Annotated in this window: 14 protein-coding genes; 1 reads left to right on the top strand and 13 read right to left on the bottom strand. The window is 69.0% G+C overall.

Annotated elements, in window-relative coordinates:
* Nucleotides 1-6: 6 nt before the first annotated feature.
* From F7Q96_RS16320 to F7Q96_RS16260, 13 genes are all read right to left on the bottom strand, one after another.
* Entirely contained in the window at nucleotides 7-600 is a 594-nt protein-coding gene (locus F7Q96_RS16320; protein WP_170265844.1) for a gluconate 2-dehydrogenase subunit 3 family protein, read from the bottom strand.
* Between the two features lie 78 nt (nucleotides 601-678).
* Nucleotides 679-1458: a lipoate--protein ligase family protein gene (locus F7Q96_RS16315; protein WP_211923509.1), complete on the bottom strand. Its 780-nt coding sequence runs from the start codon at nucleotides 1456-1458 to the stop codon at nucleotides 679-681.
* Nucleotides 1458-2195, bottom strand: a complete 738-nt coding sequence (locus F7Q96_RS16310) for a 2-oxo acid dehydrogenase subunit E2 (protein WP_082371674.1) — start codon at nucleotides 2193-2195, stop codon at nucleotides 1458-1460. Before F7Q96_RS16310 ends, F7Q96_RS16315 begins: the two co-directional genes overlap by 1 nt.
* Before the next feature lie 3 nt (nucleotides 2196-2198).
* Nucleotides 2199-2444, bottom strand: a complete 246-nt coding sequence (locus F7Q96_RS16305; RefSeq protein WP_053823386.1) for a lipoyl domain-containing protein — start codon at nucleotides 2442-2444, stop codon at nucleotides 2199-2201.
* Complete coding sequence (locus F7Q96_RS16300) at nucleotides 2441-3517, bottom strand: alpha-ketoacid dehydrogenase subunit beta (RefSeq protein ID WP_053824528.1); 1077 nt, start codon at nucleotides 3515-3517, stop codon at nucleotides 2441-2443. Before F7Q96_RS16300 ends, F7Q96_RS16305 begins: the two co-directional genes overlap by 4 nt.
* Before the next feature lie 97 nt (nucleotides 3518-3614).
* Nucleotides 3615-4622, bottom strand: coding sequence for a thiamine pyrophosphate-dependent dehydrogenase E1 component subunit alpha (locus F7Q96_RS16295; protein WP_053823387.1), 1008 nt, complete (start codon nucleotides 4620-4622; stop codon nucleotides 3615-3617).
* 362 nt (nucleotides 4623-4984) lie between these two features.
* Entirely contained in the window at nucleotides 4985-5776 is a 792-nt protein-coding gene (locus F7Q96_RS16290; protein WP_053823388.1) for an IclR family transcriptional regulator, read from the bottom strand.
* A gap of 93 nt (nucleotides 5777-5869) precedes the next feature.
* Nucleotides 5870-7072: a CaiB/BaiF CoA transferase family protein gene (locus F7Q96_RS16285; protein ID WP_053823389.1), complete on the bottom strand. Its 1203-nt coding sequence runs from the start codon at nucleotides 7070-7072 to the stop codon at nucleotides 5870-5872.
* Between the two features lie 32 nt (nucleotides 7073-7104).
* Entirely contained in the window at nucleotides 7105-8271 is a 1167-nt protein-coding gene (locus tag F7Q96_RS16280) for an acyl-CoA dehydrogenase family protein (protein ID WP_053823390.1), read from the bottom strand.
* Nucleotides 8272-8325: 54 nt separating this feature from the next.
* The gene (locus F7Q96_RS16275; RefSeq protein WP_151022994.1) at nucleotides 8326-9315 is read right to left on the bottom strand and encodes a Bug family tripartite tricarboxylate transporter substrate binding protein; all 990 of its coding nucleotides are present in this window, start codon (nucleotides 9313-9315) and stop codon (nucleotides 8326-8328) included.
* 66 nt (nucleotides 9316-9381) lie between these two features.
* A complete protein-coding gene (locus F7Q96_RS16270) occupies nucleotides 9382-9771 on the bottom strand; it encodes a cupin domain-containing protein (protein WP_053823391.1) in 390 nt (129 codons plus the stop codon).
* Between the two features lie 235 nt (nucleotides 9772-10006).
* Nucleotides 10007-11623 carry a PAS domain-containing hybrid sensor histidine kinase/response regulator gene (locus tag F7Q96_RS16265; protein ID WP_151022975.1) on the bottom strand — a complete coding sequence of 539 codons (1617 nt, stop codon included), beginning with the start codon at nucleotides 11621-11623 and terminating at the stop codon, nucleotides 10007-10009.
* 177 nt (nucleotides 11624-11800) lie between these two features.
* Nucleotides 11801-13174, bottom strand: coding sequence for a tetratricopeptide repeat protein (locus F7Q96_RS16260; protein ID WP_053823394.1), 1374 nt, complete (start codon nucleotides 13172-13174; stop codon nucleotides 11801-11803).
* On the opposite strand from F7Q96_RS16260, the gene F7Q96_RS16255 reads away from it, so the two are divergent.
* Complete coding sequence (locus F7Q96_RS16255) at nucleotides 13173-13361, top strand: hypothetical protein (RefSeq protein WP_144425915.1); 189 nt, start codon at nucleotides 13173-13175, stop codon at nucleotides 13359-13361. The two genes, F7Q96_RS16260 and F7Q96_RS16255, sit on opposite strands and share 2 nt — an antisense overlap.
* The last annotated feature ends 67 nt before the right edge of the window (nucleotides 13362-13428 follow it).

Here is a 13428-nt window from a genome sequence, read left to right as displayed (position 1 = left end):
TACGGCTCAGATCCAGTCGATGTCGTTGAAGCCGCGGTTCGCGTAGCCGCCCTTTTCCCAGGACGAGCCCTCGTAGCCGAGCAGCGGCCAGACCGCCTTGTTGTCGTAGAGGCTGGTCACCATCTCGCCGCGTACCTTCTCGAAGAATGGCGTGGTCTCGATGGCCTTGAGCAGCGCGACGCGGTCGGCCTCGTCCTGCAACTGCGCATAGGGCTTGCCGTGCTTGCGCTGCGCAGCCGCATCGAGCTCGCGCACGCCCTGCTGCAGCAGCGTGCGTACCGCCTTGTCGCTGGCGGCGGCGCGGTCCAGCGGCGCGATCGCTTCGACGTAGTAGCGGTCGGCGAAGCGGTCGTGCGGAAAGATGTCGCGCGCCATCACCAGCAGCGTGCGCGCGGTCGGCGTGCCGAGCGCCTTCAGGTCGGTGACCAGCGCCTCGCGGGCCGGCTTGGCCAACGCGCCGGGCGAGACCACGGCGACGCCGACGGCGGCCAGGCCCGTGCCGCGCAGGAAGCCACGCCGGGTCACTGGCTGGGTCTTGGCCACGATGCGCATGCCGGCCGCGGGCGCGGCGGCATCCGCTTGCTGGATGTCGTCTTGCATTTGTCGTCTCCTTCGGTGGGATATCGGTATCGTTGTTTGGCCCGGTCCGCTTGCGCCGGCCACCTGGCGGGCGCCGCGCTAGCCGGGCGGCGCCGCGGCACCGCGCAGCGGCAGCACATGGCGGACGGAAGCCCGCGGCATGGCCTCGTGGTCGTTGGCCGCCACGCTGCCGAGCACGTCGGTCAGCATGTGGTGCAGCCGGTCGGCCAGCACCTCGGCGATCACCGGCGCGCCCAGCTCGGTCTCGCACGAGGTGGTGCGGTCGGCGAGCGCATCGCCCAGCCCGGCCGGCTGCCCCAGCGCCTCGCACAGCAGGCGCCAGTCGGGCGGCGCGATCAGCGTGCCCGAGGTCAGCAGCACGCCGGTGCGGCGGCGCAGCTGCGCGAGGCCGACGATCTTGCGCGAATCCACCACGACCTCCCAGGGCGACAGGCCGCCATAGCAGGCCCAGGTCAGCGCCGCATCGGCCTGGTGGCTGTGCGCCTGCTCGGGCGGCAGCGCGAACGCGGCGATGCCCATGTCGCGCAGCAGGCCCGCGTGCAGCACGCCGAGCCACCGGTAGCTGCCGATCGGTCCGCTCGACAGCAGTGCGTGATCCGGCGGCAGCACGATCGAGGCCGACAGCATCCAGGGTCCGGTCAGCACCGCACCGCCGCCGGAGCCGCGCACGACCGCGCGGTCCGCCAACGCGGTGCGCTCGTGCAGCGCCCGCTGCGAGCAGCCGAACACCACGCCGGGCGCGCGATACGTCCACAGGCGCAGGCGCGGCTCGGTGACCGGCTCGGCCAGCTGCCGCGCGTTCCACGCCTGCTCGGCGTGCGGGGTCGCGGTGACGAGGGTCGGGGCGAGCGCAGCCATCACAGGTCTTCCGCGGACTCGAGGCGCCGCTTCAGGTCGCCGAGGAACGCCGCGGCCGGGTAGCCGTCGACGGCGCGATGGTCGAACACCAGATGCAGGCCCATCATCGGTGCGATGCTGATCCAGTCATCCTTGACCACGGCGCGGCGGATCACGCGCGTGACGCCCAGAATCGCGGCCTGCGGCGCATGCAGGATCGGCGTGAAGCGCTCGACTTCGGTCATGCCCAGGTTGCTGATGGTGAAGGTGCCGCGCTGGTAGGCGCCCGCGCCGAGCGTGCCGTTGCGCGCGCCCTCGGCCAGCGTGCGCGCCTCGCGCGCGATCTGCTCGACCGACTTGCGGTCGACCTCGCGCAGCACCGGCACCACCAGGCCATCGTCGAGACTGACCGCGAGCCCGATATTGACGTCGGGCATCAGCTCGATCTCCTTGTCGGTGACGCGCGCGTTCAGCCGGGGATGCGCACGCAGCGTCAGCGCGGCGGCGCGCAGCAGATAGGCGGTCAGCGTGACCTTGACGCTGTCGCCCAGCTCCGCCTGCAGCTGCGCGCGCCGCGCCTCGACTGCACTGACATCGACCTCCAGCGAATGCGCGACGCGGGGGATCTGCCAGCCGGCCGTCATGCCGCGCGCGATCGCGCCGCGCATGCCGGTCAGGGCAATCGTCTGCCGCGCGGGCGCGGGCGGCGCCGCGGCGGTTCCGTCCTTCGCCGCCAGCGTCAGTGAGGCTTCGGCCATGATCTACTCCTCGATGCGCGCCAGCACGGCGCCGCGCGCGAAGGTGTCCTGCGACTGCACCAGGATCTCGGCGATGCGGCCGGCCGCCGGCGCCACGATCTCGTGGGTCGTCTTCACCAGCTCGGCCACTACCAGCGTCTGTCCTTCGACGACGCTGTCGCCGACGTTGACCTGCCAGTCCTGCAACAGGGCCTCGGTGCCTTCCTCGACATCGGCCCACACGTCGTCTGCCATCGTTACGTCGGTCATGCTGCTTCTCTCTTGGCTTCTTGCTTCAGTTCGGGGTTGGCTTGCATCAGCGCGCGGACGCTGGCCGCGATCGTGTCCACTTGCGGGATCACGAAGTTCTCGAGGGGACGGCTGAACGGAATCGGCACGTCGGGCACGGCCAGGCGCCGCACCGGCGCCTTCATCCGCAGCGTGTCGAGATGCTCGGCGACGATCGCGGCGATCTCGCCGGACAGGCCGTAGCTCAGATAGTCTTCGTCGGCGATCAGCAGGCGTCCGGTCCTGGCGACCGACTCCAGCACGGCTTGCTTGTCCAGCGGCACCAGCGTGCGCAGGTCGATCACCTCGACGTCGATGCCTTCCTGCGCCAGCTGCTCGGCCGCCAGCACGGACTTCTGCACCATCTGGCTCAGCGTGACGATGGTCACGTCGCGGCCTTCGCGCACCACGCGCGCCTTGCCGAACGGAATCGTGTACGCCTCGGTGGGGACTGCGGTGGTGCTGCCTTCGAAGTAGGACATCCACGACAGGCCCATGATGCCCTTGTGGTAGCAGAAGACCACCGGGTTGTCGTCGCGGATCGCCTCGATCATCAGGCCCTTGGCGTCGTAGGCGTTCGACGGCACCACCACCTTCATGCCCGGCATATGCGCGAAGGTGCTGTACAGGCATTGCGAGTGCTGGGCGGCGTCGTTGTAGCCGCCGCCGATGCCGGTCATCACCACGGCCGGCAGCTTGACGCGGCCGCCCGACATGTAGGTGTTCTTGGCCAGATGGTTGTAGATCTGGTCGAAGCAGACGCCGAAGAAGTCGACGAACATCAGCTCGGCGATCGGGCGCAGCCCTTCGGCGGCGGCGCCGATCGCGGCGCCCATGAACGCCGTCTCGGAGATCGGCGTGTCCATGATGCGCTCGGGGCCGAAGCGATCGAGCAGTCCGGTGGTGGCGCTGAAAATGCCGCCGTACTTGCCGATGTCCTCGCCCATCACGAAGACGCTGGGGTCGCGCTCCATCTCCTGGCCGATCGCCTCGGCGATCGCCTGGGCCATGGTCAGCTTGCGCGTGGCCGAGGGGTTGTTGTCGTTGGGTTGCATCTGGTTGTCTCCTGTCATTGCGGGCAGCGTGCGGATGGCGTGCGGATTGGGTGCGATCGGGCGCGAGCGCGTGCGGCTGGCGCCGTCGCCGGCACCGTCACGCGAACACGTGCTGCAGCGCTTCCTCGGGGGCGGGGTAGGGGCTTTCGCGGCCGAATGCGTAGGCGGCGTCGACCCGCGCGACGATCTGCCGGCGCAGCGCGGCGTCGGCCTCGTCGTCGAGCAGGCCCTGCTCGCGCAACTGCTTGCCGAGCCGGTCGATCGGATCGTTCTGGCGCAGCGTCTGCGCCTCGTGCTTCGGCCGGTAGGTTTCGGGATCGCCCTGGAAGTGGCCCAGGTAGCGGTCGGTCTTGACCTCGATCAGCGTGGGCCCTTCGCCGCGCCGCGCCCGCGCGACCGCGACGCCGGCGGCGCGGAACACCGCCACCGCATCGTTGGTATCCACCAGGACGCCGGGCATGCCGTAGCCGGCGGCGCGGACCGCATTGCTGTCGACCGACGTCGAAGCCGACTTTTCGACCGAGATGCCATATTTGTTGTCCTCGCAGACGAACAGCACCGGCAGCTTCCACAGCGCCGCCAGGTTCAGCGCCTCGTGGAAGGCGCCCTGGTTGGCCGCCCCTTCGCCGAAGAAGGCGATGGCAACCCAGTCCTTGCCCAGCTTGCGCGCGGCAAGCGCGGCGCCACAAGCCTGCGGCGCGCCCGCGCCGACGATGCCGCTGCACGAGAACCTGGTCTCGGGATGGAACAGATGCATGTGGCCGCCCTTGCCGCGGCCGAGGCCCGTGACCTTGCCGAACATCTCGGCGGTCATCTCGTCGAGCGGCACGCCCTTGGCGATCGCGAAGTGGTGCGGGCGGTGGGCGCCGACCACGGTGTCCTCGGTACGCAGGTGCGCGCAGACGCCGACCGCCACCGGCTCCTGGCCCGCGGCCAGATGCATTTCGCCGGGCACCGGGCCGGCACCGATATCGAAGGCCAGCCCCTTCTGGATCTTCGGCGGCAGCTTCCCTTCGAGATACACCTTCGCCATCGTCTCCTCGTAATGGCGAATCTCGACCATCTTTTCGTACATCCACAGCAACTGGTCCGTGGTCGGTTCCATCGTCGTGTCTCCTGTTTCTTTCGCTTGGCGTGGCGCCCGTGTCCGCGTTCGGGGAAGTGCGGAGGCGGCGGGCGCCGCGGCTGCGATGTCATTGCAAGCGCGATGCCAGTGCGGGGAAACAGGGGGATGACGGTGGGCCGCCCGCGCCGGGCGGGAGCCCGCAAAGCCTTGCGGGGCGCGGCTTTGCGGCGGATCGGAGAGGCCGGCTCAGGGGCGGCGCGGGATGTTCGCCGCGTGCGCGATGGCACCCGGCACGTCGCGACGCCGTCGCGGCATGCGACAGGTGTCGCGTCCGGAATGCGACAGGTGTCGCAGGCAGAGAGGCCGCAGGAGGCGGGGAAAGGCGGCGGAAGCGGAAGGGTCTAGCCCTGCAGCGCGCGTATCGCCGTGCGCAGCGGCATCGCGATGTCGGCCGCGCGCGATTCGACCCGGTGGATCGGGCCGGCTACCGATACGCCGTAGACCACGCCGGCCAGCGTCAGCGGCACCGCGACCGCGCCAAGGTCGGCCAGCGATTCGCCAAAGTTCTGCGCCCAGCCACGCTCGCGCGATCGTTCCAGTTCGGCCTCCAGCGCTTCGCGCGAGGCTACCGTTCGAGCCGTCAGCGGCGCAAACGAGGCCCGCGCCAGCAGCGCGTCACGGTCGGCGGCAGGCAGCGCGGAAAGGATCGCACGGCCGATCGAGTTGGTATGGGCCTGCCGCAGTTCGCCCGCGGTGGCGATGTAGCGCACCGGATTGCTCGACTCGACCACATCGAGATAGACCACGCGGCCGTCGTCCTGCAGCTTGCCGAAGATCACGGTCTCGCCGGTCTCGTCGCGCAGCGATTCGAGTACCGGCTGCACCCGCTCGAGCAGCGGGTCGTTGGCGGCGATCCGTTGCGCGATCGCCAGCAGGCGGCCGGTCGGGTAGTAACCCTGGCGCCGTCCGGTCTCGTACAGATAGCCGAGCGCCGCCAGCGTGCGGATCAGGCCGAGGCAGCTCGACATCGGCGCGCCCAGCAGCCTGGCCAGCTCGGTCAGCGTCAGCGAGCGGCCTTCGCGCGCGTAGATCTCCATGATCTCGACCACGCGCAGCGCGGTCTTGACGTTCGCGCTTGCGGCCTTGTCGGCGGCTTTATCGGCGGGTTCCGGGGCGGGCTCCACGGCGGGCATCGGCTGGTTTCCTGTCGGCCTGTTGATCGGGGCATGCTGCACAAGGCCGACAGTGTAAGGCCTTGGCGGGCGCCGCCGCGGCTTGCGCCGAAGCTAGGCCGGATCGTTGGCCGCGTCCGCCGCGGTATTGGAGGCCGCCCGCGCCGCCCGCTTCGGCAGCGGCTCCGGCCAATGCCGGATATTGCCGGGCGTGCGCGAGAAGCGGGTCGGAATGCCGACCGCGCGCAGCTGGCCCTCGGTCGGATGCGCGTATTCGAACACCATGCCGGTCGCGCGCAGGTGGGCGTCGTCGAGCACGCTGTCGAAGCGCGGCACCTCGCTGTGCGGAATGTCGGCGTCGCGCAGCACGTCCAGCCATTCGGCGGTGGTCTTCGTCAGCACGATGTCGGCCAGTGTTTCATACAGCGCGTCGATATGCGCGCTGCGGCCCGCGGGCGTGGCGTAGCGCGGATCGGCCGCCAACTCCGGCCGTCCTGCCACCGCGAAGAAACGTGCCCACTGGGCGCTGGTGTAGGGCAGCAGCGCCAGATAGCCGTCCGCGGTCCGGTAGGGCTTGCGATGGGGCGACATCACGCGGCCGTAGCCGGCGTCGCCCAGCGGCGGCACGAAGGTGCGGCCGGCCAGCTGTTCGACGGCCAGGAAGGACACCAGCGTCTCGAACATCGGCACCTCGATCGCCTGGCCCTGGCCGGAGCGCTCGCGTTCATAGAGCGCCATCGGAATCGCGTAGGCGACGGTCAGTCCGGCGACCTTGTCGGCGAGGATCGTGTTGACGTAGCGCGGGCCCTGGCCGCCGTTGGCGCCCTGGAACTGCGCCAGGCCGCTGCGCGCCTGGATGATGTCGTCGAACGCCGGCTGTCCAGCGTACGGGCCGTCCTCGGCATAGCCATAGGCGCCGCAATAGATCAGGCGCGGATGGTCTTCGCGCAGCGACGCGTAGTCCAGGCCCAGCTTGCGCAGCGAGGCGGGGCGAACGTTGGAGACGAACACGTCTGCCCCGGCGAGCAGGCGCTTGAGCGCAGCGAGGTCTTCCGCCTGCTTCAGGTCCAGCACGACGAAGCGCTTGTTGCGGTTCAGGTTCAGGAAGGCCGCCCCCATGTTCGGATGCCGCGCCGGCTCTGCGTGGCGGAAGACGTCCCCTTCCGGCGACTCGACCTTGATCACCTGCGCGCCCATGTCGCCCAGGATCTGTGTCGCATACGGGCCCATGCCGACCGAGGTCATGTCGACGACGCGCACGCCGGCCAGCGGGCCGGTGGCGGCGGGGTCCAGCGCGTCCCAGCGCAGATTCGTCATGCCGTGATCAATCACGCGATATCCTCCGGCGCTCAGTACGATTTCGGCAGGCCGAGCACGCGCTCGGCGATGAAGCACTGGATCAGCTGCGGGCTGACCGGCGCGATGCGCGGGATATACGATTCGCGCAGCAGCCGCTCGACGCGGTACTCGCGCGAATAGCCCATGCCGCCGAGCGTCAGGATCGCGGTCTGGCAGGCATTGTGGCCCGCCTCGGCTGCCAGGTATTTGGCGGTGTTGGCCTCGGCGCCGCAGGGCAGGCCGGCGTCGTAGCGCGCCGCGGCCTTCATCACCATCAGGTTGGCCGCTTCGAGCTGCATCCACGCCTGTGCCAGCGGGTGCTGCACGCCCTGGTTGGCGCCGATCGGCCGGCCGAATACCACACGGTCCTTCGCGTACTGCGTGGCGATCGCCAGCGCCGCGCGGCCCAGGCCCACCGCTTCGGCCGCAATCAGGATGCGCTCGGGATTCAGTCCGTGCAGGATGTATTCGAAGCCGCGTCCCTCCTCGCCGATCAGGTCCTCGTCGGGAACGAACAGCTCGTCGATGAACAGCATGTTGGAGTCGACGGCGGCGCGGCCCATCTTGTCGATCTCGCGCACCTCGATGCGGTTGCGGTCCAGCGCGGTGTAGAACAGGGACAGACCTTCGGTCGGCTTGCCGACCGACTCCAGCGTGCGCGTGCGCGCCAGCAGCAGCATGCGGTCGGCGACCTGCGCGGTCGAGATCCAGATCTTGCGGCCGCTGACCTGATAGCCGCCGTCGACCTTGCGCGCGAACGTCTTCAGGCGCGTGGTATCGAGTCCCGCGTCGGGCTCGGTCACGGCAAAGCAGGCCTTCTCGCGGCCCGCGATCAGCGGCGGCAGAAAGCGGGCCTGCTGTTCGGGCGAGCCGAACACGACCACCGGGTTCAGGCCGAACACGTTCATATGGACCGCCGAGGCGCCGCTCATGCCGGCGCCCGACTCGGAAATCGCCTGCATCACCAGCGCCGCCTCGAGGATGCCGAGACCGGCGCCGCCGAGCGCTTCGGGCATCGCCACGCCGAGCCAGCCGCCCTCGCACATCGCCGCGTGGAAATCGTGCGGGAAGGTGTGGTCGCGGTCGAGCCGGTCCCAATATTCCATGTCGAAGCGGGAGCAGACCGTGCGCACCGCTTCGACAATGGCGGTCTGCTGGTCCGAAAGTTCGAAATTCACGTCGCTGTCCTCGTGTTGCGGCGGTTGTCAGGGGGCGGGCGTCACGGCGCCAGGTCATTCGGGCTGGATGCCCGCATCCTTGACCAGCTTCGACCATTTGCGCAGCTCCGCCGTGACGAAGCTGCCCAGCTCGGCTGGCGTGCTGCCGAACGGTTCGAAGCCGAAGGCGTAGTACTGCGCGGCGTGCTGCTTGTTGGAGACGATCGCCACCAGTTCGCGGTTCAGCCGCTCGACCACCGGCGCGGGCGTGCCGGCCGGCGCGAACACGCCGTTCCACGACGTGATATCGAAGCCTTTCAGTTCGGGGACGCTGGCCAGCGGCGGCACGTCGGGCAGCAGTTCGCTGCGCTGTGCGGTGGTCACGCCGAGCGCGCGCAGCTTGCCGGCCTTGACGTTGGCGATGCCGGCGGCGAAGTCGACGAACATCGCCTGGATCTGGCCGCCGATCACGTCGGTCATCGCGGGCGGCGTGCTCTTGTAGGGCACGTGCAGCATCTTCAACCCCGCCATCCGCGCCATCGTCGCGCCGGCGACGATGCCGGTGCTGTTGCCGCTGCCATAGGACAGGCCCGGATGCGACTTGGCATAGGCGATGAACTCCGGCAGCGTCTTGACCGGCAGCGACGGGCTGACTACCAGCATGAACGGCAGGTTGCCCATGCGCGCGACCGGGGTGAAGTCCTTGACCGGGTCGTAGCGCAGCTGCTTCATCAGCGACGGATTGGCCGAATGCGTGGTGTTGGTGGTCATGAACAGCGTGTAGCCGTCCGGCGCGGCCTTGGCCACGTATTCGGCGGCAATGGTGCCGTTCGCGCCCGGCTTGTTCTCGACCACGACCGACTGGCCGAGCGACTCGCCGAGGTATTTGGCCGTCAGCCGGGCCACCGCATCGGTGCCGCTGCCGGCGGCGAACGGCACCACCAGCTTGACCGGTTTGGAAGGGAAGGTGTCGGCCTGCGCCGTGGGGGCGGACAGCGCCAGCGCCGCCGCGGTGCCCATCAATAGTCGGCTCAAGCGTCGGCCCAGGCCCTGCCTCGTCAGCATGTTCATCGTCTGTCTCCTCGTTCTGGTGGGATGCCCGACTGGCGCGGGCTCGGGGTGGGGGGCGGCTCAGTCGGGCCGCACCACGCGTTCCGGCGATTCCTCGTACGGCGGCGAATAGATGACCAGCACCTTGACCGGTTCGTCGCTGATCACCGTGAACACATGCATCTGGTCGGCCGGAAAGAAGCAGCAGTCGCCCGGACCCAGCTCGCGGCGCTGCCCGCCGACTTCGGCCAGTGCACGGCCCTCGAGCATGTAGCAGACCTGCTCGATGCCCGGATGCGCATGCGGCAGCGCGCCCTTGCCCTTTTCGATGGTGCCGTGCACCACCTCCAGATGGCGCGCGCCGACCGTTTCGGGCCCGATCAGGCGGCGGTTCAGGGTACCGATATGGTTGGCGGGGTGATAACCGGGGACGTCGTCGAGCGACACGAAATAGGTGGGGCGGTCGGGCACGGGCAATGTCTCGAATTCAGAATGATGAATCAGAGTTTATATCTGTGAATTGATCGGTCAAGCGATTTGTCGGTGGCTGCGGGTTTACGCCTACCCGCTGCCAAAGGCACGCACGCGGAGAAACGACGCCGCGCCGACCGGGCAGGGCCGGCGGCGGAGGCGTCCAGGCGGAAAGCGAAGGGGGAGAACCGGGGGAGGGAAAGGGGAGGGAAGCGAAAAGTGCAGCCGGTAACGACTATGCCGGCGGCAATTTGCCCGCCGGGGCGGCGCCGGCGACGGTTCCCTGCTCGACCATCGCAAGCAGCATCTGCAGCTTGGGCAGCTCGACCGGCTTGACGATATGGAAATGAAAGCCCGCGGCCTTGGTCTCGGCCCGGTCGCTCGGCTGGCCGAAACCGGTCATCGCGGCGAACACGGTGCCGGACCAGCCCCGCATGCTCTTCAATCCGCGCAGCAGCGCGAAGCCGTCGACCACGGGCATCGCGATATCGATCAGCGCCAGTTGCGGCACAAAGCCGCCGGCGATCTCGATGGCGCCCTCGGCGTCATAGGCGATATGGACCTCGTGTCCCATCGCCTGCAGCAGCATCCCGAGGCTGTCCGCGGAGTCGCGGTTGTCGTCGACCAGCATCACGCGCAGCGCACCGGCCGGCAGCGGCACCGGCGCATCGCGTTTCTCGTCGGCGCTCTCCAGCGCCAACGGCAGGCGCAGCGTGAAGGTGCTGCCCATGCCTTCGCCGGGGCTGCTGGCGCGAATCGAGCCGCCGTGCAGCTCCACCAGCGACCGGCACAGCGACAGGCCGATGCCCAGGCCACCGTCGTCGGACACCTTGCCGTGCTTGTGCTGCACGAACAGGTCGAAGATGGTCTCGATCTCGCTCGCCGGAATGCCGATTCCCTCGTCGCTGACGCGCAGCTCCACCACCTGCGGCTGCCGTTCGGCCTGGATCGTGATCCGGCTGCCGGGCGGCGAGAATTTCGACGCGTTCAGCAGCAGGTTCTGCAGCACCTGGATCAGCCGGATCGGGTCCGCCCGCATCGCGACCCGCTCGGGCACCTGCAGCTCCAGCCGCTGCCGCCGGCGCTCCAGCGTTGGCCTGGCGGCCTCGGCCGCCCGCGCGATGATGTCCGACAGGTCCACGCGGCTGTATTGCAGCTCGACCTTGCCCGAGGTGATGCGGCCCATGTCGAGCAGATCGTCGACCAGTCGCGTCATATGCGACAGCTGGCGGTCCAGCACGCTCTGGCACTGGCGCAGCGTCGCGCTGTCGCGCGGCGCACGCTGGTCGCCCGAGCCGAGCGTCTCGAGCCGCATCAGGTTGACGGCGTTGCGCATCGGCGCGAGCGGATTGCGCAGTTCGTGCGACAGCGTGGCGAGAAACTCGCTCATGCGCCGGCTGGACTGCTCCAGTTCTTCCAGCCGCTTGCGCTCGGTCATGTCGCGCGTGACCTTGGCAAAGCCCTGCAGCACGTTCTGCTCGTCGAACATCGCCGTGATGATCACGTTGGCCCAGAACAGCGTGCCGTCCTTGCGCACGCGCCAGCCTTCGTCCTCGAAACGGCCGTCCTGCGCGGCGCGCCCCAGCTCGTACTGCGGCCAGCCGCGTGCCACCGCGTCCGGCGTATAGAACACCGAGAAATGCTTGCCGATGATCTCGTGGGCGGCGTAGCCCTTGATCTTCGCCACGCCGCGATTCCAGCTGGTGATATTGCCCGACACGTCGAGCGTGAAGATCGCGTAGTCCTGGATCGCTTCCACCAAGGCGCGATATTTGGCCTCCAGCTGCCTGGGCGTGCCTTCCGCGTTGGCCGCGGCCTCGGTACCGTGCACCGGTTCCGTCGGGTTTGTCATGTTGAAGCTCCGGGCGGGAATGACCCAAAGGATACCGCCAGCCCCCGCCCCTCGCCAAAAACCCGCAGGCGGCACGAGGCCGCCTGCGGTGGCTTGCGCGCATCGGCGCTTCTCCGATACCCGGAGATCCCGATATGCAAGCCCGTCGGGCAAGGCGCGCCGATCTTCGGCGCGGACTCAGGCTGCCCGTGCCGCGGGCTCGCGCGCCTGCGTCTCGGCGCTCTCGCGGTACAGCGTCGAGGCCCGTTGCACCAGCGCGCTGAGGCTGGGCGTCATCGGCTTGAGCTCCATCCGCTCGGCCGCCAGCGCACAGGCCAGATTGGCCCGGCCGCCGCGCAGGGCCGCCTCGATCAGCGTCAGGTTCAGGATGTCGCGCTGCGCGTGGCTGCCGCCGAAGCGATGCGCGATCAGCCGGACCGGCATCAACAGCTCGATCGCATGGTCGTAGTCGCAAGCCTCGAAGGCATACAGCGCCTCGATCACCGGCAGGCCCACCTCGCGCGTCATCGCCGCGTTGGTGCCCGATCCCGCCGCCGCCCGCCGCATATTGGCCATCAGCCGGGCGAAAGACGCGGGGCGGTCGTCGCCGAGATAGGCGATGCCGGCGTGCACGTCGTTGAACGCGTAGGTCCCTTCGGCGCCGCGCGCCTCGCAGGTATCGGCCAGTTCGGCCCAGCGCGAGCCCACGTCGATGCCGCGCAGCTGCAGCCGCCACAGCATCGCGCTGGCGTCGACCACCTCGAGCGCCACCGCGGAACGCGTGGCGCGGATGTGTCCGTCGTACAGGGCCAGCACCTGGTCCGCATGGCCGAGCTCGAGGTGGAACAGCGCCAGATGCCACCAGTTGTGGACGGCCATCATGTTGTCGATGGCCCAGTCCTGCTGGTGCGACTGCAGCCAGCCGATGCCCTGATCCGGCCGGCCCTGCATCTCCATCACATGCGCGACCGCATGGATCGCCCACGGGTCGCGCGGATCGAGCTCCAGCGCGAAACGCCCGCGTTCCTCGGCCTGTTCGTAGAGATGCGTCTCCTCCAGGCCGAAGGCATGCATGCCCAGCACATGGCTGAAGCCGGGCACGCGCGCGTTCCAGTTCGGCAGCACCTGCGCGATGCGATCGCGCAGCATGCTCGACTGGCCAAGCAGGAAGTCGGTGATATGCGCGACCTGCAGCGCCAGCGCGTCGCGCGGGTAATCGATCACGATGTCGCCATACAGCCGGTTGGCGCGGGCGAACTCGCCGTCGAGCCACGCGCGCGCGGCGGCGATATGCCGGCGCTCCCGCTCGTTGGCGATGCCGTGCAGCGCCTCGGCGGTCTCGACGGTCTGGCGCAGCATCGGCCCAACCGCGCCATCGCCCGCGGTGATCAGCATCCCCGCGCGTAGCGCGTGCCCCATCACGAACTCGGGGTCTTCGGCCAGGGTCTCGTCGATCATCGTCAGCGGATCGCCGTAGTAGCCCTGCAACAGTTCGAGGGCGGATTCGAAGCGCTCCATCGAACGGCTATTGCCCGACGAAACCTGCAGGTGCCGGGAATCGGTGTGTGCCATGGAAGTCATCCTTGTTTCTAATGCGCAATCCAGCAGCCCGGTGGTCATGTCGCTGTCTGCGCCGCATCGTGCGGCCGGCGGGCGTCGCGGCTGGCCTCGCCATTGGAGTGTCTTGGAAAGCGAGGCAGTAGCGAGGTTAGGGGGCGGGCGTGATATGGCCGTGCGCGCCGGCGTGAAAGAAGCGTGAAAGTTCTCGGGCGGCAGTACCGCGCTGCGTCAATCCGTGGCCTATAAAAGAGCTTTCAGGGCAGCTT

This window comes from Cupriavidus gilardii, from assembly GCF_008801915.1.
GTDB classification, from domain to species: Bacteria; Pseudomonadota; Gammaproteobacteria; order Burkholderiales; family Burkholderiaceae; genus Cupriavidus; species Cupriavidus gilardii.
The sequence above is the reverse complement of the archived record's forward strand: the minus strand, read 5'-3'. Positions and strand labels throughout refer to the sequence as shown.

What these genes read in the sequence shown, in the direction of transcription:
- F7Q96_RS16320 (WP_170265844.1), bottom strand. Translation starts at nt 600, where the DNA reads ATGCAAGACGACATCCAGCAAGCGGATGCCGCCGCGCCCGCGGCCGGC.
- F7Q96_RS16315 (WP_211923509.1), bottom strand. Translation starts at nt 1,458, where the DNA reads ATGGCTGCGCTCGCCCCGACCCTCGTCACCGCGACCCCGCACGCCGAG.
- F7Q96_RS16310 (WP_082371674.1), bottom strand. Translation starts at nt 2,195, where the DNA reads ATGGCCGAAGCCTCACTGACGCTGGCGGCGAAGGACGGAACCGCCGCG.
- F7Q96_RS16305 (WP_053823386.1), bottom strand. Translation starts at nt 2,444, where the DNA reads ATGACCGACGTAACGATGGCAGACGACGTGTGGGCCGATGTCGAGGAA.
- F7Q96_RS16300 (WP_053824528.1), bottom strand. Translation starts at nt 3,517, where the DNA reads ATGCAACCCAACGACAACAACCCCTCGGCCACGCGCAAGCTGACCATG.
- F7Q96_RS16295 (WP_053823387.1), bottom strand. Translation starts at nt 4,622, where the DNA reads ATGGAACCGACCACGGACCAGTTGCTGTGGATGTACGAAAAGATGGTC.
- F7Q96_RS16290 (WP_053823388.1), bottom strand. Translation starts at nt 5,776, where the DNA reads ATGCCCGCCGTGGAGCCCGCCCCGGAACCCGCCGATAAAGCCGCCGAC.
- F7Q96_RS16285 (WP_053823389.1), bottom strand. Translation starts at nt 7,072, where the DNA reads ATGACGAATCTGCGCTGGGACGCGCTGGACCCCGCCGCCACCGGCCCG.
- F7Q96_RS16275 (WP_151022994.1), bottom strand. Translation starts at nt 9,315, where the DNA reads ATGCTGACGAGGCAGGGCCTGGGCCGACGCTTGAGCCGACTATTGATG.
- F7Q96_RS16265 (WP_151022975.1), bottom strand. Translation starts at nt 11,623, where the DNA reads ATGACAAACCCGACGGAACCGGTGCACGGTACCGAGGCCGCGGCCAAC.
- F7Q96_RS16255 (WP_144425915.1), top strand. Translation starts at nt 13,173, where the DNA reads ATGGAAGTCATCCTTGTTTCTAATGCGCAATCCAGCAGCCCGGTGGTC.
- F7Q96_RS16260 (WP_053823394.1), bottom strand. Translation starts at nt 13,174, where the DNA reads ATGGCACACACCGATTCCCGGCACCTGCAGGTTTCGTCGGGCAATAGC.